General features: G+C 67.6%; 25 protein-coding genes, 1 tRNA gene and 1 pseudogene. 24 read left to right on the top strand and 3 right to left on the bottom strand.

Features of this window, described 5'->3' with window-relative positions; all coding sequences use genetic code 11:
- Nucleotides 1-24: 24 nt before the first annotated feature.
- Nucleotides 25-960, bottom strand: coding sequence for a hypothetical protein (locus tag VGI12_14260; GenBank protein ID HEY2433834.1), 936 nt, complete (start codon nt 958-960; stop codon nt 25-27).
- A gap of 28 nt (nt 961-988) precedes the next feature.
- Here VGI12_14260 and VGI12_14255 point away from each other — a divergent pair.
- The 19 genes from VGI12_14255 to VGI12_14165 all read left to right on the top strand — a co-directional run bounded on the left by VGI12_14255 (nt 989) and on the right by VGI12_14165 (nt 14,819).
- Nucleotides 989-1,065 (top strand) — tRNA-Met (locus VGI12_14255).
- A gap of 89 nt (nt 1,066-1,154) precedes the next feature.
- Complete coding sequence (gene tilS, locus VGI12_14250) at nt 1,155-2,594, top strand: tRNA lysidine(34) synthetase TilS (GenBank protein HEY2433833.1); 1,440 nt, start codon at nt 1,155-1,157, stop codon at nt 2,592-2,594.
- A complete protein-coding gene (ftsH, locus tag VGI12_14245; protein HEY2433832.1) occupies nt 2,591-4,522 on the top strand; it encodes an ATP-dependent zinc metalloprotease FtsH in 1,932 nt (643 codons plus the stop codon). The genes tilS and ftsH overlap by 4 nt, the downstream gene beginning before the upstream one ends.
- Nucleotides 4,523-4,589: 67 nt before the next feature.
- Nucleotides 4,590-5,450, top strand: coding sequence for a dihydropteroate synthase (gene folP / locus VGI12_14240; protein HEY2433831.1), 861 nt, complete (start codon nt 4,590-4,592; stop codon nt 5,448-5,450).
- Nucleotides 5,451-5,515: 65 nt separating this feature from the next.
- Entirely contained in the window at nt 5,516-6,298 is a 783-nt protein-coding gene (gene cdaA / locus VGI12_14235) for a diadenylate cyclase CdaA (protein HEY2433830.1), read from the top strand.
- The gene (locus VGI12_14230; protein HEY2433829.1) at nt 6,298-7,209 is read left to right on the top strand and encodes a CdaR family protein; all 912 of its coding nucleotides are present in this window, start codon (nt 6,298-6,300) and stop codon (nt 7,207-7,209) included. The genes cdaA and VGI12_14230 overlap by 1 nt, the downstream gene beginning before the upstream one ends.
- Nucleotides 7,210-8,550: a phosphoglucosamine mutase gene (gene glmM / locus VGI12_14225; protein HEY2433828.1), complete on the top strand. Its 1,341-nt coding sequence runs from the start codon at nt 7,210-7,212 to the stop codon at nt 8,548-8,550.
- 15 nt (nt 8,551-8,565) lie between these two features.
- A complete protein-coding gene (locus VGI12_14220) occupies nt 8,566-9,399 on the top strand; it encodes a pyridoxine 5'-phosphate synthase (GenBank protein ID HEY2433827.1) in 834 nt (277 codons plus the stop codon).
- A 101-nt stretch (nt 9,400-9,500) separates the two neighbouring features.
- Entirely contained in the window at nt 9,501-10,118 is a 618-nt protein-coding gene (locus VGI12_14215) for a tetratricopeptide repeat protein (GenBank protein ID HEY2433826.1), read from the top strand.
- A complete protein-coding gene (locus tag VGI12_14210) occupies nt 10,115-10,372 on the top strand; it encodes a hypothetical protein (GenBank protein HEY2433825.1) in 258 nt (85 codons plus the stop codon). The genes VGI12_14215 and VGI12_14210 overlap by 4 nt, the downstream gene beginning before the upstream one ends.
- On the top strand, nt 10,369-11,190 hold the full coding sequence (locus tag VGI12_14205; GenBank protein ID HEY2433824.1) for a class II aldolase/adducin family protein: 822 nt from the start codon (nt 10,369-10,371) through the stop codon (nt 11,188-11,190). Before VGI12_14210 ends, VGI12_14205 begins: the two co-directional genes overlap by 4 nt.
- 65 nt (nt 11,191-11,255) lie before the next feature.
- Nucleotides 11,256-11,546, top strand: a complete 291-nt coding sequence (gene eutM, locus VGI12_14200) for an ethanolamine utilization microcompartment protein EutM (GenBank protein HEY2433823.1) — start codon at nt 11,256-11,258, stop codon at nt 11,544-11,546.
- Nucleotides 11,547-11,601: 55 nt separating this feature from the next.
- Nucleotides 11,602-11,871, top strand: coding sequence for a EutN/CcmL family microcompartment protein (locus tag VGI12_14195; protein ID HEY2433822.1), 270 nt, complete (start codon nt 11,602-11,604; stop codon nt 11,869-11,871).
- 9 nt (nt 11,872-11,880) lie between these two features.
- Nucleotides 11,881-12,147, top strand: a complete 267-nt coding sequence (locus VGI12_14190; protein HEY2433821.1) for a EutN/CcmL family microcompartment protein — start codon at nt 11,881-11,883, stop codon at nt 12,145-12,147.
- Entirely contained in the window at nt 12,147-12,419 is a 273-nt protein-coding gene (locus VGI12_14185; protein HEY2433820.1) for a EutN/CcmL family microcompartment protein, read from the top strand. The genes VGI12_14190 and VGI12_14185 overlap by 1 nt, the downstream gene beginning before the upstream one ends.
- Nucleotides 12,416-12,634: a hypothetical protein gene (locus VGI12_14180; protein HEY2433819.1), complete on the top strand. Its 219-nt coding sequence runs from the start codon at nt 12,416-12,418 to the stop codon at nt 12,632-12,634. The genes VGI12_14185 and VGI12_14180 overlap by 4 nt, the downstream gene beginning before the upstream one ends.
- A 3-nt stretch (nt 12,635-12,637) precedes the next feature.
- Entirely contained in the window at nt 12,638-13,579 is a 942-nt protein-coding gene (locus tag VGI12_14175; GenBank protein ID HEY2433818.1) for a D-glycerate dehydrogenase, read from the top strand.
- Nucleotides 13,576-14,283: an endonuclease III gene (gene nth, locus VGI12_14170; protein ID HEY2433817.1), complete on the top strand. Its 708-nt coding sequence runs from the start codon at nt 13,576-13,578 to the stop codon at nt 14,281-14,283. Before VGI12_14175 ends, nth begins: the two co-directional genes overlap by 4 nt.
- The gene (locus tag VGI12_14165) at nt 14,280-14,819 is read left to right on the top strand and encodes a peptidylprolyl isomerase (protein ID HEY2433816.1); all 540 of its coding nucleotides are present in this window, start codon (nt 14,280-14,282) and stop codon (nt 14,817-14,819) included. The genes nth and VGI12_14165 overlap by 4 nt, the downstream gene beginning before the upstream one ends.
- On the opposite strand, the gene VGI12_14160 is transcribed toward VGI12_14165, so the two are convergent.
- Entirely contained in the window at nt 14,794-15,723 is a 930-nt protein-coding gene (locus VGI12_14160) for a DUF72 domain-containing protein (GenBank protein ID HEY2433815.1), read from the bottom strand. The two genes, VGI12_14165 and VGI12_14160, sit on opposite strands and share 26 nt — an antisense overlap.
- Nucleotides 15,720-16,001, bottom strand: a pseudogene (locus tag VGI12_14155) (ArsC/Spx/MgsR family protein). Before VGI12_14155 ends, VGI12_14160 begins: the two are co-directional and overlap by 4 nt.
- A gap of 95 nt (nt 16,002-16,096) precedes the next feature.
- Between VGI12_14155 and VGI12_14150 the strand changes: the two are divergent.
- From VGI12_14150 to VGI12_14130, 5 genes are read left to right on the top strand one after another with little or no spacing between them, the layout of a single operon-like run.
- Nucleotides 16,097-16,738 (top strand): radical SAM protein, encoded by a 642-nt coding sequence (locus VGI12_14150; protein ID HEY2433814.1) that lies wholly within the window; start codon nt 16,097-16,099, stop codon nt 16,736-16,738.
- A gap of 25 nt (nt 16,739-16,763) precedes the next feature.
- The gene (queC, locus tag VGI12_14145) at nt 16,764-17,426 is read left to right on the top strand and encodes a 7-cyano-7-deazaguanine synthase QueC (protein HEY2433813.1); all 663 of its coding nucleotides are present in this window, start codon (nt 16,764-16,766) and stop codon (nt 17,424-17,426) included.
- On the top strand, nt 17,386-18,357 hold the full coding sequence (locus VGI12_14140) for a glycosyltransferase family 2 protein (protein HEY2433812.1): 972 nt from the start codon (nt 17,386-17,388) through the stop codon (nt 18,355-18,357). The genes queC and VGI12_14140 overlap by 41 nt, the downstream gene beginning before the upstream one ends.
- Nucleotides 18,358-19,344 carry an NAD-dependent epimerase/dehydratase family protein gene (locus tag VGI12_14135; GenBank protein ID HEY2433811.1) on the top strand — a complete coding sequence of 329 codons (987 nt, stop codon included), beginning with the start codon at nt 18,358-18,360 and terminating at the stop codon, nt 19,342-19,344.
- Complete coding sequence (locus VGI12_14130; GenBank protein ID HEY2433810.1) at nt 19,344-20,525, top strand: DHHA1 domain-containing protein; 1,182 nt, start codon at nt 19,344-19,346, stop codon at nt 20,523-20,525. Before VGI12_14135 ends, VGI12_14130 begins: the two co-directional genes overlap by 1 nt.
- The last annotated feature ends 13 nt before the right edge of the window (nt 20,526-20,538 follow it).

The following is a 20,538-nucleotide window of genomic DNA, read 5'->3' as shown; positions in this document are numbered from 1 at the left end:
CGCGAGCGAGACCAGCGATCGGGACTAGTCGGTCAGCGCGGCCGCGAGCAGCGGGATCAGGATCTCGTGGTGGCCGACCAGCGAATAGCCCTTGCCGATGCCGGCGACGGGGCGAGAGACGACGTTGGTCAGCGGGCGGTACTGGCGCACGAAATCGATATTGACGGTCGTCAGCCCCTGCAGCGAGCGGCCGGTGTTGCGGGCGAGCGCGACGGCCTTGAGAAAGACCTCGGGGAGCACCACCGCCGACCCGCAATTCATGTAGACGCCATTTTCCAGCTTCGCGACGTTCGACACGAAGTAGCGGAAATCGCGCAGGCTGCCCTCGCCGAGCGCCGCCCCGGAGGCGTCCGGGTGCATGTGGATGATGTCGGTGCCGAGCGCGACGTGCACGGTCACCGGCACTTCGAGGCGGCCCGCGGCCGCGAGCACGCTGACGTGGGCGAACCTGGGCTGCGCGTGGTGCAGGTATTCGATCACCGACTGGCCGAGTCCGAGGCCCTTGCCGACGCCGCGGTTGATCGCGGCGTTCAGCTCGCGACCGGTTTCTTCCGCCATGCCGAAGCGACCCGGACCGAGCGCCTCATCGACGTCTTCGGACGTCGAGCCGGCGAGCGCGAGCTCGAAGTCGTGGATCACGCCGGCGCCGTTCATCGCCAGCGCACAAATGTAGCCGCGCTCCATCAGATGGATCAGGATGGGGGAGAGCCCGGTCTTCAGCACGTGTGCGCCGATGCCCCAGACGAGCCCGCGCCCGCCGTCGCGCACCGCGCGCATGGTCGCCGCGACTTCCTTGAGGTCGGAGCCGGCCAGGATCGACGGCAGCGACTCGACGAAGGCGCGCCCACCCGATTGCGTGAACGGCGTGGCGAAGTCGGCCGCGTTCGCCTTGCTCTTCCGCGAGGAGAGCGGGTAGGTCCTGACGCCCGACAGGTCGAACTCCTCATAGCCGAACTTCACACGGACTATCGTATAATCAACAGTTCCTGCCGGTGTAGCTCAGTTGGTTAGAGCACGCGGCTCATATCCGCGTTGTCCGGGGTTCAAGTCCCTGCACCGGCACCATCTTTTGAGATGTGGAAATGTGGAGATGTGGGAATGTGGAAATGTGTTCCACATTCCCACATCTCCACATTTCCACATCTCCACATCTCATGTCTCTCCGACAACGCGTCGTCGACACGATTCACCGGTACGCGCTGCTGCGCGGCGGCGGCCGCGTGGTCGTCGCCCTGTCGGGCGGCGCCGACTCGGTCGCGCTGCTCTTTCTATTGCGCGAGCTCGAGGCGGCCGGTGAGCTGACGATTGCCGGCGCGGCGCATCTGCACCATGGCCTGCGCGGCGAGGCGGCCGATGCGGACGAGGCGTTCTGTGCGGCGCTCGCGACGCGCCTCGGCGTCCCCCTGGTCTCGGAGCGCGCCGACGTGGCCGGCGTCGCCCGCGCGCAGAAGCGGTCGGTCGAGGACGCGGCACGCGTGGTCCGCTACGCATTTCTGGACCGCGCCGTCGCCCATCTCGGCGCCGACGTCGTCGCCGTCGCGCACACGCGCGACGATCAGGCCGAGACGTTCCTGCTGCGGCTGCTGCGTGGCGCCGGCACGCGCGGACTGGGCAGTATCCGGCCCCGTGCCGGACGGGTGATCCGGCCGCTCCTCAATATCGAGCGCGGCGCGCTTCGCGAATACCTCGAGGCGCTGCGTGAAGCGTGGCGCGAGGATGCCACGAACCTCGATCTGGCGATTCCCCGCAATCGCGTCCGTCACGAGCTCATCCCGTATCTCGCCTCACGCTTTTCGTCGTCGGTGACGCCCGTCCTTGCCCGCGCCGCGGCGCTGGCGCAGGAGGACGAAGATTTTCTGCGGGATCGAGCAATCGAAGTGGCGGCACGGATCGTCTTAACCAATGAGCGCTCGCACATCGCGATCGATTGTGCCGCGCTTCGCGCCGCGCCCCGCGCGCTGAGTTCGAGGGTCCTGCTGCAGGCGCTCGAGCAGCTCGCCGGGGGGAAAGCGATTTCCTTCGAGCATGTCGACGCGCTGTCGCGGCTCGAGCCGGGACAGGCCGTCAGTCTCCCTGGCCAGGACGCGGCGCGGACCGCTGAGGTGCTGGTCCTGCGGGCACGGCCGCGCGGCCGCCGGTCATCGGCCGTGGTAAATCGGGCACCGGAACCTGACGGAGGGAACGAGTTCGGCGTTTCGTTGTCTATCCCTGGTGAGGTCCACCTCGAGGCGAGCGGGGTGGTCGTCGGGGCCGAGAGACTCGAGGCGCCTGCCGGGCGTCAAAGACAGTGGAGGGGCCGCGGTGCGGAAGTGGGCATTGCAGCCGAGCTGCCGATACTTCCGTTGGCGGTGCGCACACGGCGGCCTGGGGATCGGTTCCACCCGCTGGGTGCGCCCGGCGCGCGGAAACTGCAGGATTTCCTGGTGGACCGCAAAGTGCCACGGGCTGAACGGGATATGGTCCCGCTCGTGGTCGACGGACGGGATCGCATCGTGTGGGTCGTGGGGCAGGCGGTGGCGGAGGAGTTTCGGGTCACGGACCCCTCGCGAGGCGTGATACTCTTGAAAGTCAGGCATTTAGGAGGCGCAGGTTGAACTCGACCCTCAAGAGCTTGCTGTTCTGGATGGTCCTCATCGTGGTGGGGGTCCTCATCTGGCAGTTCTCGACCACCTTCCAGCGTAGCGAGAACCAGATCGCTTTCTCGCAGTTCCTGAAGAGCGTCGAGCAGGGTGAAGTCCAGTCGGTCACGATTACCGGCAGCGAGATCACCGGCCAGTTGTCGACCTCCGCGGGCGGCGACGGCAACGGCAAGTTCCGCACCTACGCGCCGAGCCAGTACGAGGGGCTCGCCAACAAGCTCGAAGATCGCCACGTCAGCATCACCGCCAAGCCGGAAACCACAAGTCCGTGGGCGACGCTGCTGTACTCGTGGGCCCCGATTCTGCTGATGATTGGCTTCTGGCTCTTCATCATGCGGCAGATGCAGAGCGGCGGGAACAAGGCTCTCTCGTTCGGCAAGAGTCGCGCGAAGCTCTCCTCGTCTTCGCAGAAGAAAGTCACGTTCAAAGACGTCTCCGGCGTCGACGAGGCAAAGGAGGAACTCCAGGAAATCATCGAGTTCCTCAAGGAGCCGCAGAAGTTCCAGAAGCTGGGCGGCCGGATTCCCAAGGGCGTCCTGCTGATGGGTTCACCCGGAACCGGCAAGACGCTCCTGGCGCGCGCCGTCGCCGGCGAGGCCAACGTTCCGTTCTTCTCGATCAGCGGTTCTGACTTCGTCGAGATGTTCGTCGGGGTCGGTGCGTCACGCGTGCGTGATCTCTTCGAACAGGGCAAGAAGAATGCTCCCTGCATCGTCTTTATCGACGAGATCGATGCGGTCGGCCGGCATCGCGGCGCCGGGCTCGGCGGCGGCCACGACGAGCGCGAGCAGACGCTGAACCAGCTGCTCGTCGAGATGGACGGCTTCGAATCGAACGAAGGCGTCATCCTGGTGGCAGCCACCAACCGTCCCGATGTCCTCGATCCGGCGCTGCTCAGGCCCGGCCGCTTCGACCGCCGCATCGTCGTCAATCGTCCGGACGTCAAGGGGCGCGAGGGCATCTTCGCGGTCCACACCAAGAAGATTCCGCTCGCCGACGACGTGAACATCCACGTGCTGGCGCGCGGCACCGCCGGCTTCTCTGGGGCCGACATCGCCAACCTGGTGAACGAGGCCGCGCTCAACGCGGCGCGCTTCAACCAGAAGGTCGTGCGGATGTTCGACTTCGAGTTCGCCAAGGACAAGGTGATGATGGGATCGGAGCGCCGCTCCATGATCATCTCCGAGGCGGAGAAGAAGGTCACCGCGATTCACGAGGCCGGCCACGCGCTGCTGGCGGTGGTGCTGCCGCACGCCGACCCGATCCACAAGGTCACGATCATCCCGCGCGGCATGGCGCTCGGCGTGACGATGCAGCTGCCGGAAGGCGACAAGTTCAACTACACGCGCGACTACCTCAACGATCAGATCGCGATCCTGCTCGGAGGCCGGCTTGCCGAGGAGCTGACCAACGGCGGCATGACGACCGGCGCCGGCAATGACCTGGAGCGTTCGACCGAACTCGCCCGCAAGATGGTCTGCGAGTGGGGGATGAGCGACTTCATGGGCCCGATCACCTTCGGCAAGAAGGAAGAGCAGATCTTCCTCGGCCGCGAGATCGCGCAGCACCAGGACTACAGCGAAGACACCGCGATCCGCATCGACCAGGAACTCAAGCGCATCGTGACGACGAACTACGACCGCTCGAAGGTGCTGCTCGCGCAGCACCGCGTCGCGCTCGACAAGATCGCCGAGGAACTGCTCGCGCGTGAGGTGCTCGACGCCGACCAGGTTCGCCGCATCGTCGCCGGTGAGGCGCTCGAGCCGCTGAAGACCACCAACGCGACCACCCCCCAGGCGTCCGACGACGGCACCCGCAAGCTGGCCAAGGATCGGCCGTCGATCGTCGCCCCGATGCCGCCGCGGCCGCTCACGCAGGAGTAATTGGGCGATCGGGTGATCCGGTGATTTCGTGATCTGGTGATCGATCACCCGATCCTCAGATCACCCGATGATCCCGCGCCGCTCTTACACCGTCCCCCTTCCTTCCAGGGAACCGCTCCATCTGGGCGCGCGTACGCTCGTGATGGGCATTCTCAACGTCACGCCTGATTCGTTCGCGGACGGCGGCCGGCATCTCGAGCCGGATGCGGCCGTCGAGGCCGGGGTGCTGATGGTGGACGAGGGGGCCGACATCCTCGACGTCGGCGGCGAGTCGACGCGGCCAGGCGCGGTGCCGGTCGGCGAAGAGGAAGAGCTGCGGCGCGTGCTTCCGGTCGTCGAACGGCTGGCGCGGCGCGTCACCGTGCCGATCTCGATCGACACCTACAAGGCGCGCGTCGCGCGCGAGGCGGTCGCGGCGGGGGCGGTCATCATCAACGACATCAGCGGTCTGCAGTACGAGCCCTCGCTTGGTGGCGTCGCCGCGGACACCGGTGCCGCGCTGGTCCTCATGCACACGCGCGGACGGTCGCACGACATGTACGAGCGTGCGGTCTACGAAGACGCCATCGCGGACGTGCGCACGGAGCTGACCGCGGCGATCGACCGCGCCGAACGCGCCGGCGTCCGCCGCGAAGCCATCCTGCTCGACCCGGGCGTCGGGTTCGGCAAACGCGCCGAGCATAGTTTCGCCGTGATCGCGCGGCTGGACGCGCTGGCGCTGCTCGGGCGGCCGATTCTCTCGGGCCCGTCGCGCAAGTCGTTCTTCAAGACGGCCATCGGCGAACGGCCGCCCGTCGGCCGCGATTGGGCGACCGCCGCCGCGGTGACCGCCAGCGTCCTGGCCGGCGCGCACATCGTCCGCGTCCACAACGTACCGGCGATGATCGACGTGGTACGCGTCGCCGACCGCGTGTGCGCCGAGCGGTGAGCCAGGACGCGGGATCGCCGCTCTCCCGCCGGTCTTCGCCGCAGACGCGATAAGCTACGGGCGGGATGTCCGACTACCTGCAGAACCTGCTGCGGCGGCCGCCCGTCGGCTGGTGGGACGTGCTGGACATTCTGGCCGTCTCGATCCTGATCTACGAGGCGCTGAAACTGATCCGCGGCACACGCGCCGTGCAGATGGCGGTCGGCTCGATGCTGGTCGTCGGCCTGTTCTACGTCTCGCAGCTGGCTCCGCTGCAGACGCTCAACTGGCTCATTCGCAACGCGCTCGTCTACGTGGCGTTCGCCGCGATCGTCATCTTCCAGTCCGACATCCGCCGCGCCCTCGCCCACCTGGGCCGGGCGCCGTTCTTCCGGTATCTCACGCGATCGCAGCCGAGCGATGAGACGATCGAGGAGGTGGTCGTCGCGGCGACGATGCTGTCGCAGCAAAGGGTCGGCGCGATCGTCGCGCTCGAGCGCGAGATCGGGCTGCGCAACTATATCGAGAGCGGCATTCCGCTCGACGCGACACTGACGTACGATCTGCTGCTGACAATCTTCAAGCCCGGTTCGCCGCTGCATGACGGCGCCGTCATCCTGCAGGAGGGCCGGGTTGCGGCGGCAGCGTGCTTCCTGCCGCTGACCGTGAACCCGCGACTCAGCCGCGAGCTCGGGACGCGCCATCGCGCGGCGATCGGCCTGACCGAGGAGAGCGACGCGGTCGCGGTGGTGGTGTCGGAGGAGACCGGGACGATCTCGATTGCCCTCGACGGCCAGATCGAGCGCGGGCTGTCAGGCGAGCAGCTGCGCGAGCGGCTTCGCCGCCTGATTCAGGGGCGCCGACGCTGATGCGCTACCACCCGTTCCACAACCTCGGCCTGAAGGTGCTGGCGCTCGCCTTGTCGGTCCTGTTGTGGCTCACCGTCGCCGGCGAACACCTGGTCGAGCGCAGCCTCCGGGTGCCGCTCGAGTTCCGCAACGTGCCGGAGGCGCTCGAGATCGTCGGCAACACGCCCGACACCGTGGACGTGCGTCTGCGCGGCTCGTCGGCTCTCCTGAGCCGCATGCAGCCCGGCGAGATCGTGGCGGTGCTCGACCTCGCCGGCGCGCGGTCGGGATCGCGTCTGTTCCACATCCGCGCCGACGAAGTGCGGGCGCCGTTCGGCGTCGAGGTTGCGCAGGTGATCCCTTCGACGCTCGCGCTCGATCTCGAGAAATCGGCGCGGCGGCGCGTGCCGGTGGTGGCGGCGACCGAAGGCGATCCGGCCCCCGGCTATGTCATCGGCCGCGTCAACTCCGAGCCGGCGACGGTCGAAATCGTCGGGCCCGAAACACGGGTGCGGCAGGTGGCGGAGGCCACCACCGAACCGGTTCCAGTCAAGGACGCGAAGGCGCGCGTGCTCGACGCGGTCGCGATCGGGGTCGTCGACACGTCGGTCAGGCTGGTCCAGCCCCAGAATGCGCAGGTCACCGTCGAAGTCTGGCCGGCGCCGGTCGAGCGGCAGGTCGAGGCGGTTCCGGTTCGTTATCGGGGCCTGGCAGCGGGTCTGGCGGCGCAGGTGGCGCCGAAGTTCGTGCGCGTGTCGATCCGCGGTGCGCAGGCGGCGCTCGACACGCTGCAGCCCGATGGCGTCGTGGCGTACGTGGACCTTGCCGGGCTCGGAGCCGGCCGGTACAATTTACGGGTCCAGGTCGACCCTGCCGAACGGTTCGGCGTGGTGGCCATCGATCCATCGGTCCTGTCAGTCACAGTCAAATAAATGGCGAAGCTTTTCGGCACGGACGGCGTTCGCGGCAGAGCCGGGGATCCGCCGCTCGATCATGAGACCGTCGCGCGTCTTGGCGCGGCGCTGGTGCGGGCGCTTGCGGGCGATCGGCGGCAGCCGCTGCGCTTCGTCATCGGCCGCGACACCCGCGAGTCGGGCGAGTGGATCGAGCGCGAGCTGGGCCGGGGCATTCATGCCGAAGGCGCCGCGGTGCATACCGCCGGCGTGATTCCGACGCCGGCCATCGCCTACATCACGCCCGCCGCCGGCTTCGACGCCGGCCTCGTGATCAGCGCCTCGCACAATCCCTTCGAAGACAACGGCATCAAGGTGTTCTCCGGCGCCGGCGAGAAGTTCACCGAGACCCTCGAGCAGCACGTCGAGTCGATCATGGCGGATCGGTCATGGACGGTGCCGGACGGCTCGCTGGCCCCGGTCGAGCCGATCGAGGTCATCGAGCGGTATACCGCGCATCTGCGCGCGGCGTTGCCCGAGCAGGATGGCGCTGCCCCGTTCCGCCTGGCCATCGACTGCGCGAACGGCGCGACGACGACAGTGGCGCCGCAGTTGCTCAGGGATCTGGGCTTCGACGTCACGGTGATCGGCAACGAACCCAATGGCCGCAACATCAATCTCGATTGCGGGTCGACGCACCCCGGCCGGCTGGCCCAGCTGGTGCGTGAGGGTGCCTACCGGATGGGCGTCGCGTTCGACGGCGACGGCGACCGGGCGATCTTCGTCGATCATCACGGCACCGTCGTCGACGGCGACGCCGTGATGCTGCTCGCCGCGCGGCACATGCAGTCGCAGGGGCGGCTCGAGGGGGACGCCGTCGTCGCTACCGTGATGAGCAACATCGGTCTCGAGCTGGCGCTGCGGGAGTCCGGCATCGAGTTGGTCCGCTGCCCGGTCGGCGACAAGTATGTAATGGAGGAGATGCTGAAACGAGGGATCTCCATCGGCGGCGAACAGTCGGGGCACATCATCTTCTCCAGCCATCTCTTCACTGGCGACGGTATCGCCACCGCCCTCCACGTGCTGCGCGTGATGCGCGACAGCGGCCGCGAGCTCGCTGAGCTCGCCGCGCAACTGGTCACCTATCCGCAGGTGCTGGTCAACGTGCGCGTCAAGGAGCGACAGGATCTGAAAACGGTGCCTGCGGTTGCGGCGGTGATCGACCGCGTCGAGCAGCGGCTCGCCGGACAGGGTCGCCTGCTGGTGCGGTACTCGGGCACGGAGCCGCTGCTCCGGGTGATGCTCGAAGGCAAGGACCAGCACGAAATCCGAGGCTGGGCCGACGAAATCGCCGAGGCCGTCAGGCGGCACTTGGGATGATGTGGAAATGTGAAGATGTGGAAATGTGAAGATGTAGACATTTCCACATTTCCACACTTCCACATTTCCACTCAGCCCATGCCTCGCCTGTCGGTCAACGTCAACAAGGTGGCGACGCTGCGCAACTCGCGCGGCGGATCCAGCCCCTCGGTGGTCGAAGCCGTGGGGGTCTGCCTCGACGCCGGCGCGACCGGCATCACCGTGCATCCGCGCGCGGATGAGCGCCACATCCGTAGCCGCGACGTGCATGAGATCGTCGCCTTCCTCGAGAAGCGGGCGCTCGGCCGGGGCGGCGTCGAATTCAACATCGAAGGCGATCCGCGCCCGGGCCTGCTCGAGATGGTGCGCGAGGTGCGTCCTGACCAGTGCACACTGGTACCGGTCATCGCAGGCGAAATCACCAGCCAGGCTGGCTGGCCCGCCGAGACGTCGCCGGACGCCCTGCGCGCCACCGTGGCGGATCTGCAGGCCCGCGGAATCCGGGTCAGCCTGTTCGTCGATGCGGATGCCGAGGCGGTGCGCTGGGCCGCGTCGATGGGGGCGGCGCGCGTCGAGTTCTTCACCGAGCCGTTTGCCAACGCCTTCCGGCAGGGTCGCGACGCGGCCGAGCGGAGTTTCCGGCGCTATGCCGATGCCGCCGAGCTCGCCCATGCCCTCGGCCTCGGTATCAACGCCGGTCACGATCTCGATCTCGACAACCTCGCCCTGTTCCGGGCGCTGCCGCACCTCGATGAAGTGTCGATCGGACACGCGCTGATCTCGCACGCGCTCTATGTCGGCCTCGCTCGCGCGGTGCGCGACTATCTCTCGGCCTGCGGTGCCAGGTCGTACCGCGGGAGTCCTTCCTGAAGCGGCGTCGCGGCTTCGCCGCCGTTGAGATTGACGGGACAATCGATACCACGCGCGGCTGAGCCTTGCTGACGGGAAAAACGTTATGATCGTGGTCCTCCGTGTCCAAGGACTCCGTCATCGTTGGCATCGCGGGCGTCTTCTTCGGGCTGCTGGTCGGATGGATCATCGGATCGCAGCAGGGAACGGCTCGATCCGCACCCGTCACCTCCGCGCCGCCGGTCGCCCAGGCCCAGGCCAGCGCACAGCCGCAGGCGGCCAGCCTCGACGAGGCGCGCGCGACAGCGCTGAAGCAGACCGCGCAGCAGAGTCCGGCCGATGTGACGTCGCGCGTCGAGCTCGGCAACATGTATTTCGACGCCGGCCGGTATCCCGAGGCGGCGGACTGGTATCAACAGGCGTTGCGGATCAACCCGCGCGACGCCAACGTCAGCACCGATCTTGGGATCGCCTACTACTACATGAACGATCCCGACAAGGCGCTGGCGCAATTCGACACGTCGCTGAAGATCGATCCGAAGCACGCGAAGACGTTGATGAACATCGGCATCGTGCGCGCGTTCGGGAAGCAGGATCTGAAGGGCGCGTCCGAGGTCTGGCAGCGGATCCTCGACGTGGCGCCGGCCTCGGAGGAGGCGCGCGCCGCGCGCCAGGCGCTCGACGGAATCCGTTCGGCGCATCCGGAGCTCGGGGCCGGCAAGCCGCCGGGGACGCCGTGATTGTCCTCGCGCTGCGTTTCCTGATCGTGGCGCTCATCGCCCGCAGCCTTCTCAAGCTCGCGCGGGGTATCGCCGAAGGCTGGCGCGGGCCCGCCGCTCCGCGGACGCCTCAGGGGATGGCGCTCGTGCGCGATCCGGTCTGCGGCACCTACGTGGTGCCGGCGACGGCGCTCAGCAGCGGTATCGGCGCGCAGGCCAGGTTCTTCTGTTCCGAGAACTGCCGCCGCGCCTACACGCTCAAGCTCGCGCAATGACCGAACAGGCGCTTCGCGACGACATCGTCGAAGTGGGCCGGCGCCTCTACGCGCGCGGTTACACCGCCTCGAACGACGGCAACATCAGCGTGCGGCTCGACGCCGGCCGGCTGCTGATGACCCCGAAAAGCGTCTGCAAGGGTTTCATGACGGCCGCGATGATGGTCGTCACCGACCTCGACGGGAAGAAGATCGCGGGGGATCGCGATCCTTCTTCGGAGATGCAGATGCACCTCGAGGTCTACCGGCAGCGTCCGGATGCCCGGGCCGTCGTCCACGCCCATCCGCCGATCGCGACCGGGTTCGCGGTGGCGGGCATCCCGCTCGATCGCGCCGTGCTGGCCGAAGTGATCACCACGCTCGGGAGCGTGCCGATCGCCGACTATGCCACGCCGTCGACGAAGGAGCTGCCCGAGGCGGTCCGCAAGTACGTGAGGGCCCACGACGGCATGCTGCTGGCGAACCACGGCGCCCTGACGATTGGCGCGGACCTGTTCGCCGCGTATTACAAGATGGAAACGATCGAGCACTTCGCCAAGATCAGTCTGGTGGCGCGGCTGCTCGGGGGGGAACGGCTGCTGTCGCGGCAGGAAGTCGATCGCCTGCAGGGGCTGCGCGGCCGCTACGGCATCGCTTCGCCGGCGCCGATCTGTCCACCCGATGCCGTCGCCGCGATTCTCGGCGACCCGGCGAATTGCCAGACCGTGTTCGCGCCCGGGAGCGAGGGCGCCCGGCAGGTCCCCGATCAGCAGGAAATTCGGCTAACATACGGCGAGCTGACGGCGCTCATCGAGGCGGCCGTCAGAGAGTTGAAATAACCGGCCACGCCCGGGATTTCCCCCGGATGTCCGTGTCCGGCACGTTCGGCATCGAGGAGACGTCAATGGGTGAAGCGCTAGGGATGGTCGAAACCAAGGGGCTCGTCGCGATGATCGAAGCGGCGGACGCGATGGTCAAGGCCGCCAAGGTCACGCTCGTCGGCTGGGAGAAGATCGGCGCCGGCTACGTGACCGCGATCGTTCGTGGCGACGTGGCCGCGGTGAAGGCGGCGACCGATGCCGGAGCGGCCGCCGCCCGCCGGGTCGGCGAACTCGTGTCCGTCCATGTCATTCCGCGGCCGCACGCCAACCTCGAGGACGTGCTGCCGATCGGCAAGGCTTCCGCGGCGAAGTAATGACGATTGCGAGGCGCATCGCGAGGTACGGGGGGGCGACGCCCCCCGTCCAGGAATGATTCTCGCCAAGATCGTCGGCACCGTGGTCGCCACCCGGAAGGACGAGCGGCTCGTCAGCAACAAGCTGCTCGTCGCCCGCCCGATCGATCCCGCCGGCAAGGCCGACGGCAACTATCTCGTCGCGGTCGATACGGTCGACGCCGGCGTCGGCGAGACGGTGCTGATCGTCAGCGGCAGTTCGGCGCGGATGGCGTCAGGCCTGAAGGACTGCCCGGTCGACGCGGCCATCGTCGGCATCGTCGACACCGTGCAGGTGAGCGAGTAGCGAGGCCCGATGCAGCTGGCGCGGGTGCTCGGACAGGTCGTGGCGACGATCAAGGACGCGAACCTCACCGGGATGAAGCTCCTGGTCCTGCAGCCGCTCTCGGCCGCGGGCGAGCCGGCGGGCCGCACGCTCGTCGCACTCGATTCGGTTGGCGCCGGCGCCGGCGAGCACGTCTTCTTCGTCAGGGGCCGCGAGGCCGCGTTTCCTTTCTATCCGGTGGAACCGCCGACCGATGCCTCGATCGTCGGCATCGTCGATCACTGGGACGTCGAGTAATGCAGATCGCGCGCGTCGTCGGGACGGTCGTCGCCACGCAGAAGAATCGCAAGCTGGAAGGAGCGAAACTGCTCCTCGTACAGCCGTTGGCGCTCGACGGCCAGCCGAAAGGGACGACGTTCATAGCGATCGACTCCGTCGGCGCCGGGGTCGGCGAGAAGGTGCTTGTCGTGATCGAAGGGAAGGCCGCCGGCGAGGCGCTCGGCCGAAAAGGAGCCGCCGTCGACGCGGCGATCATTGGCATCGTCGACGCGGTCGAGGTGACGGCGTGAACGAAGACGCCGTCCGTCAGTTCGTCCGCGAGACGATTGCGCGTCTCGACGCCCGCGCCGCGCAGCCGGCGGCCGCCGGCGCGGGCCTGGTCGACCCGGCGTCGCTTGCCAGCAACTTCAAGTACAGCCTCGCGCCGTCCGCCGACGGCTCGTGCATAATCGAGCCGAGCGTCCGCTGCACTCACTGCGGCTATTGCCTGTCGCACGGGCACTGACCCGTGGCCCGGGTTCTTCTCACCAGGCGCGTACCCTCGTCGGTGCTCGTCGAACTGCAAGCGCAGCACGAGCTCGACGTCTGGCCTGGTGACGACCCGATACCACGCCAGGAGCTCCTGACGCGGATCGCCGGCGCGGACGCGCTGATCTGCGTCCTGACCGATCGGATCGACGACGACCTGCTCGATGCCGGATCGCGGCTGAAGATCGTGGCGAACATCGCCGTCGGCTACGACAACATCGACCTGCCGGCCGTCCGCCGCCACGGAATCATCGCCACCAATACGCCCGACGTGCTGACCGACTCGACGGCCGACCTGACCTGGGCGCTGATCCTCGGCGTCACTCGCCGGGCGGCGGAGGGCGATCGGTTGATTCGGGCTGGCGGCTGGAAGGGCTGGACGTTCGACTTCATGCTCGGCACGGAGTTGCGCGGCAAGCAACTCGGCATCATCGGCGCCGGCCGCATCGGTCGCGCGGTGGCGGCGAAGGCGTCCGCGTTCGGGATGAACGTGGTCTTCGCGCGCCGCGACGGCACGCCAGCGCGCGGACCCGACGATCGGACCATCGACGAGATCCTGATCTCCTCCGACGTCGTCTCGCTGCACGTCCCCGGCTCGCCGGCCAATCGCCACCTCATCGACCGCAAGGCCCTGGCGCGGATGAAACGGTCGGCATTCCTCGTCAACACCGCCCGCGGCAGCGTTGTCGACGAGGACGCGCTGGTCTGGGCGCTCAACGAGCGGCTCATCGCCGGCGCCGCGCTCGACGTATTCGCGAACGAGCCGTCGGTGCACCAGGGACTGCTGAAATTCGAGAACGTTTTTCTCGTGCCCCACCTTGGCAGCGCGACGCGAGAGACGCGGACCGCGATGGCGGCGCTCGCCGTGCGCAACGTCCTCGCCGTGCTCGGCGGCGAGGCTCCGGTGACGCCTATTCTGTGAGCGAGCGAGCGCCCGTCAACACGGTCATGCGGCGCTTGGCGCGCGCGATTGCCGGTCTCGAGGCACCCGCCGTCGAGAAGATCGCGGCAGATCAGCACGACGACGCCTTCCACGTACTGATCGCGACGATGCTGTCGGCACAGACGAAGGACGCCGTGACGGCGTCAGCCTCGGAGCGGCTCTTTCGGGTCGCCCGGACGCCGGCGGCAATGGCGGCGCTCACGCAGGCGAAGATCAGGAAACTGATCTACCCGGTCAGCTTCTACCGCACCAAGGCCGTGCACGTGAAGGAGGCATGCCGGCAGCTCGTCGATCGTTACGCCGGCGCCGTGCCGGTGACGATGGAGGACCTGCTGACGCTGCCGGGCGTGGGCCGCAAGACCGCCAACCTGGTGCTCATCCTGGCGCACCGAAGCCCTGACAACATCTGCGTCGACACACACGTGCACCGCATCTCGAACCGCCTCGGCTGGATTCGCACGAAGACGCCGGACGAGACCGAGCAGGCGCTGTATCGCGTGGTTGCCCGTCGATGGTGGCCGGTCGTCAACCTGTACCTCGTGACGTGGGGCCAGAACGTCTGCCGCCCGGTGTATCCTCTCTGCCCGCGGTGTGTGCTTGCGGATCTGTGTCCCAGGATTGGCGTGACAAGGGTGGGGAAGCGGGCGGACGCCGGGAGGCGGAGGACGGAGGACGGACGATGAACAGGCTTGCAGCGGCGTTACTGGTAGTCGTGGCGTGTTCGCTGCACGGTGAGGCGCAGCAGAAGTCACCTGGGGCTGGACCGATCATCGTGCTCGAGACGGCGAAGGGGACGATCGAGATCGAGACCTATCCCGAGGAAGCGCCGAAGACGGTGGCGCGCGTCATCGCGCTGGTGAAGAAGAATTTCTACAACGGCCAGCGCTTTCACCGCGCCGAGCCGAACTTCCTCGTCCAGGTGGGCGATCCGGTGAGCCGCGACGTGAGCCGCGACGCGTCATGGGGCCGTCAGGGGACTGGCACGCCGATCGGCGTCGCCGAGATCACGAAGAAGCGTCGGAACCTCGCCGGAGCCGTCGCGATGGCGCATCCCGGTACGGACGCGACCACCGCCGACAGCCAGTTCTACATCCTCCGCCGCGCCGCCCCTGAGCTCGACGGCAAGTACACCGTCTTCGGCCACGTCCTCACGGGCGCCGAGGTCGTGGCGAAGCTGCAGCGCGGCGACATCCTCAAACGAGCCTTTGTGAAGGAGTAGGGAGCGTCCTGACCAGTCCTCTGAGGTCCGGATAGCGGTCGACGAATGCCTCCGGATACTCGCCGTCGAGGGGCTGTCCGAGTCGGCTCCTGATAGTTGCGGCGTTGGCCACCGATTTCGCCGAGAAGTGGTTGTTCGCGTAGACGTAGGTCTTCTTCGCCTCTCGCGAGGCCTGCTCGACCTCGTCGACGATCGGATCCAGCTCCGGGGTTGAATACAGGTAGTCGTAACGGTCTTCGGACTTGTCGTGTGTCCACCATTGCGCGGCGTTGCGGCCGTGGAGCCGCATGTAGTACAGCGTCTTGACGTTCGCCCGGCGGTCCTGCCGGATCGAGTCGCGGAACCTCGGCTCGTCGATCTGGACGAGCGCGGCGCCGTGCGTCGCGAGGATCTGCATGACCTCGACGGGATCCTCGCTGAAGCTGCGGTGTCGCAGCTCGACGGCGACCGGGTACTCGCGGAAGGCGCGCAGCAGCCATTCGAGATAGCCGCGCGACGATGGCTCGTTCCTGAAACTGGCGGGAAACTGCGCCAGCAGCGCCCCGAGCTTGCCGGCGGCGACGAGCGGATCGATGGCGGCACGAAACCCATCGACGTCCGTGCGATCGAGATCGGCCGGGTCGCGTCCGGTCGCCGCGAGGAACATCTCGGGATGCGTGAATTTCTGGTAGAGCTTGAGCGAGAAGTCGAACCGCGCCGGCGTGCGTCGCGCCCAGGCGGCCGTCGTCGCCGCCGACGGGACGCGGTAGAAGCTGGAGTTCACCTCGACGGTGTCGAAATGCTCCGCGTAGAACGCCAGCTCGTCGAACGCTTTCTTCCGGTCCGCGGGATAGAAGATTCGGTTCCAGGTGCCCACGCCGCCCGGGTAGCTCCAGCCGGACGTGCCGATCCGGATCTCGCTCATTTCGCGAAGGCTTTCTTGTCGAAGCCGAACGTCGCCGTCGTGCCGCGGATCAGGATCGGCCGTCTGATCAGGTTGGGGTTCTCGAGCATCAGGTCGATCGCTTCCTTCTTCGACCGTGGCAGCGGCCGGTTCTTGAAGACGGGGCTGCGCGTGCTGACGAAATCCAGAAACCGGGCCGCGTCGATGTGCCGCTCCAGAAAGGCGCGATCCGGCGGCGTCTTGTTGATGTCGACTTGCTCGACCGCGATACCCTGCGCATCCAGGAAACTCCTGGCGTTCTTGCAGGTCGTTCAGGTGGGCTTGGTGTAGAAAACAGGCTTGGCCATCCCCACATTGTAAAATAGCGAGTTCGAACCAGGCGGGCGAGCCGGCCATGCTGACCATCAACGAGATTTTTCATTCGATTCAGGGGGAGTCCACCCACAGCGGACGGCCCTGCGTCTTCGTGCGCTTGACCGCCTGCGACCTGCGCTGCTCGTGGTGCGATACGCCGTATGCGTTCACCGAGGGGCGCAGGATGACCGTGGAGGACGTGGTCTCGCAGGTCCGCGACTACGGTTGCGATCTGGTCGAGCTGACCGGCGGCGAGCCGCTGCTCCAGAAGGACGTCTATCCGTTGATGCAGCGGCTGCTCGACGAGGGTAAGACGGTCATGGTCGAGACCGGCGGTCACATCGACGCGGGCGCCGTCCCCGAGGCGGTGATTCGCGTCATCGACGTGAAGTGTCCGGGCAGCGGCGAAGCCGAACGGAACTGCTGGGCGAATCTCGCCGGACTGCGTCCGGCCGACGAAGTGAAATTCGTCGTCGGGGACCGCGCCGACTACGAGTACGCCCGCGACATCATCGGACGCCATCGACTGGACGCGGCGTGCGCGGCGGTGCTGCTGTCGCCGGTGCACGGCGTGCTGCACCCGAGGCAGCTGGCCGAGTGGGTGCTCGCCGATCGGCTGCAGGTGCGCGTGCAGCTGCAGATTCACAAATACATCTGGAGTCCCGAGACGCGTGGCGTCTGACGCACCTGCAAGCGGGCGGCGGGCGGTGCTCCTCCTGAGCGGCGGCCTCGACTCCTACACCGCCGGCGCGATCGCCCGCGCCGACGGCTACGAGTTGTACGCGTTGAGCGTCCGCTACGGCCAGGTGCACGCGCGGGAGATCGACGCGGCGCGGCGCGTCGGGCGCGCCCTCGGCGTCGCACGGCACCTCGAGCTGGAAGTACCGCTGTCGACATTCGGCGGGTCGGCGCTCGTCGGCGACGGCGACATCCCGAAGGATCGCCCGCTGGACGCGGCCGTCATTCCCTCGACCTACGTGCCGGCCCGCAATACCGTGTTTCTATCGCTGGCGATGGCGTGGGCGGAAGTGTTGAACGCCGAGGCTATCGTCATCGGCGTCAACGCGCTCGATTACTCCGGCTATCCCGATTGCCGCCCCGAGTATCTCCGCGCCTTCGAGCGGGTCGCGGCGCTGGCCACGCGCGCCGGCGTCGAGGGGCGACCGTTGCGCATCCTGGCGCCGCTCCTCGAGATGGGCAAGGTCGACATCATCCGCCGCGGACTGTCTCTGGGCGTCGACTACGGCCTGACGTTGAGCTGCTACGATCCGTCGCCGGACGGCCGCTCCTGCGGCCATTGCGACAGCTGCCGGCTGCGATCGAAGGGGTTTGCCGAGGCAGGGATCGCAGACCCGGCAGACGCCATATAATCGCCGCATCACGCCGGATCTCTCCATCATCCTGGTCAACTGGAATGCCTGCGAGATGACCGCGGCGGCGCTGGTGTCGATCGCCGCGCACGGCAACGGCCTCTCGTACGAGACCTTCGTCGTCGACAACGGGACCACGCGCGACGCGAGCGTCACGGAGCTGCCGCGGCGGTTTCCCTGGGTGCACTTCATCGGCAATCCTCGGAACATGGGATTCACGGTGGCCAACAACCAGGGGATCGCGCGCGCCGCCGGCCGCTACGTACTGCTGCTCAACAACGACACGATTCAAATCGAGAACGCGCTGAAAGCGGCGGTCGACTACATGGACGCCCACGCCGACGTCGGCGCGCTCGGGATCCTCCACCGGAACGTGGACGACACCCAGTCGCCGCAGGCGTCCGCGTACTGGTTTCCCGTGCCATGGAAGGAATTGCTGGCGTTGGCAGGCCTGCGCGCAGACGCCGCCGACGGCGCTCCGGCGGCGATCGATCGGGAAGCGGACGTCGACTGGGTGTGCGGCAGCTTTCTGCTGATGCGCCGCGCCTGCCTCGACGCGTTTGGCCCCCTCGACGAGCGTTTTTTCATCTACGACGAAGACATCGACTGGTGCCGGCGGGCGCGCGACGCCGGCTGGAAGGTGCGGTTCTGGCCGGGCGCCGCGATGCTGCACGTCGGCGCCGCGGCCAAGCCGTTCATGGCCGACAAGACCTTCATCCACTTCCGCAGCCACCTGACGTACTTGCGGAAGCATCATGGCAGGCTGCCGGCACTGCTCTACTACCTCCTCATGGTCGGACGCCTCAGTTTGGCGACCGCCATGCAGGTGCTGAAATGGATGGTCGGCGCGGCGTCGTTCGCGCAGGTGCGGGAGCGATCGAGGCGGCAGGTGCAGTTCACCCTGCTCCGGCATGGACGAATCGGAGGATAGATGAGCATCCTGGTGACAGGAGCGGCGGGTTTCATCGGGTCGCATGTCGCCGAGGACCTCGTGCGGCGCGGCCGGGAGGTCGTCGCGCTCGACGATCTCTCGGGCGGTTTCACCGCCAACCTCCCCGTCGGCGCGATCTTCTACGAGGGGTCGGTGCTCGACACGGCGCTGCTGGCCCGAATCTTCGCCGAGCATCGCATCACGCACGTGTTCCATCTCGCGGCCTACGCCGCCGAGGGGCTCAGTCACTTCATCCGCCGTTTCAACTACACCAACAACGTCGTCGGATCTATGAACGTGCTGAACGAGGCGGTGCGGGCGCAGGTCGACTGCTTCGTCTTCACCAGCTCGATCGCGGTCTACGGCGCCGCGCAGACGCCCATGCACGAAGCGCTGGCGCCGCACCCGGAAGACCCCTACGGCATTGCCAAGTACGCCGTCGAGCTCGACCTGGCGGCGGCCCGCCGCATGTTCGGACTGAACTTCATCGTCTTTCGCCCGCACAACGTCTACGGCGAGCGCCAGCACATCGGAGATCGCTACCGCAACGTCATCGGCATCTTCATGAACCAGTTGATGCGGGGCGAGCCGATGTCGATCTTCGGCGACGGCACGCAGACGCGCGCCTTCAGCTACATCGGCGACGTCGCCCCCCTGATCGCGCGCTCGATCGACATGCCCGCCGCCTTCAACGAGGTGTTCAACGTGGGCGCCGACGAGCCGACCACGGTGAACGACCTGGCCAGGCTCGTCGCGAGTGCCATGGGCAAGCCGGTCTCGATCAGGCATCTCGAGGCACGCAGCGAGGTCCAGGACGCCGTCGCGGATCACGGCAAGGTGGCGCGCGTCTTCGATTACCGGGCGACGTGGTCGATCGAGCGAGGACTGCACCGGATGGCCGCCTGGGCGCTGCAGACCGGGCCCCGCGCGCCAAGCCGCCGCTCCGATATCGAGGTCTCGAAGAACCTGCCGGCGAGCTGGACGTGATGACCGAGCGCCTCTACTACGACGATCCTTCCCTGCGTGTCTTCGATGCCACGGTCGTCGATCGGACGACGCACGGCGGCAAGGCGGCGGTGGTCCTCGATCGGACCGCCTTCTATCCCACCTCCGGCGGACAGCCGTTCGACGTCGGCACGCTGTCCGGGGTCCGGGTGCTCGACGTCGTCGAGGCCGAGGACGGGCGCCTTCTGCACGTGGTCGATCGGCTGCCCGGGGAGGATCGGGTTCGCGGCGAGATCGATTGGGACCGTCGCTTCGATCACATGCAGCAACACACCGGCCAGCACGTGCTGTCGGCTGCCTTCGATCGGCTGCTCGCGGCGCGCACGGAGAGCTTTCACCTCGGCGTCGAGTACTCGACGATCGACCTCGCCCGGGAACTGAGCGCCGCCGAGGTGGCGACGGCCGAACGCGAGGCCAACCGGATCGTCTGGGAGGACCGGACCGTGGCGATTCGCTATGCTTCGGCCGCGGACACGCCGACGCTCGGACTTCGCAAGGAATCGAAGCGCGAAGGCACGCTGCGGTTGATCGACGTCGAAGACTTCGATCTCTCCGCATGCGGCGGCACGCACGTGTCGCGAACGGGCGTGATCGGGATGATTGCCGTGTCGGCGCTCGAGCGGTTCCGTGGCGGCCTGCGAGTCACGTTCCTGTGCGGCGGTCGGGCGCTCAGCGGGTTTGGCGCGCTGCGCGACGCGGTCGCTGGCAGCGTGCGCGCGCTGTCGGTGCTGCCGCCGGAGCTGCCGTCGGCAATCGAACGGCTGCAGGCGGACGCGAAGGATCAGCGGCGCCAGATCAAGGATCTGCAGACCAGACTGGCGGCGCACGAAGCGGACGAGCTGGCGGCGATCGCGGTCAGCGCCGGATCGCTGCAGGTCGTTGCGGCGGCGCTGCCGGGATGGGACGCCGCAGCGCTGAAGACGATCGCCGCCCGCATCGCCGAACGGCCCGGCCACGTCGCTGTGCTCGTCGGCGACCCGCCGGCGTCGCCAATCGTGGTGGCGCGCGCCTCCGACGTCGCGGTGGACTCGGCGGCGGTGCTGCGTCAGCTCGTGCAGAAACACGGCGGTAAGGGTGGCGGCCGGCCCGAGCTCGCGCAGGGGGGCGGTCTCACGGCCCCCGCGGCGGACGTGCTGCAGTCGGCGCGCGATCTCGTTCGGTGAGGTGTGGTCAGTC

The sequence above is a fragment of the Vicinamibacterales bacterium genome, from assembly GCA_036496585.1.
Classification (GTDB): domain Bacteria; phylum Acidobacteriota; class Vicinamibacteria; order Vicinamibacterales; family 2-12-FULL-66-21; genus JAICSD01.
This window is presented reverse-complemented; position numbering and strand designations above follow the sequence as displayed.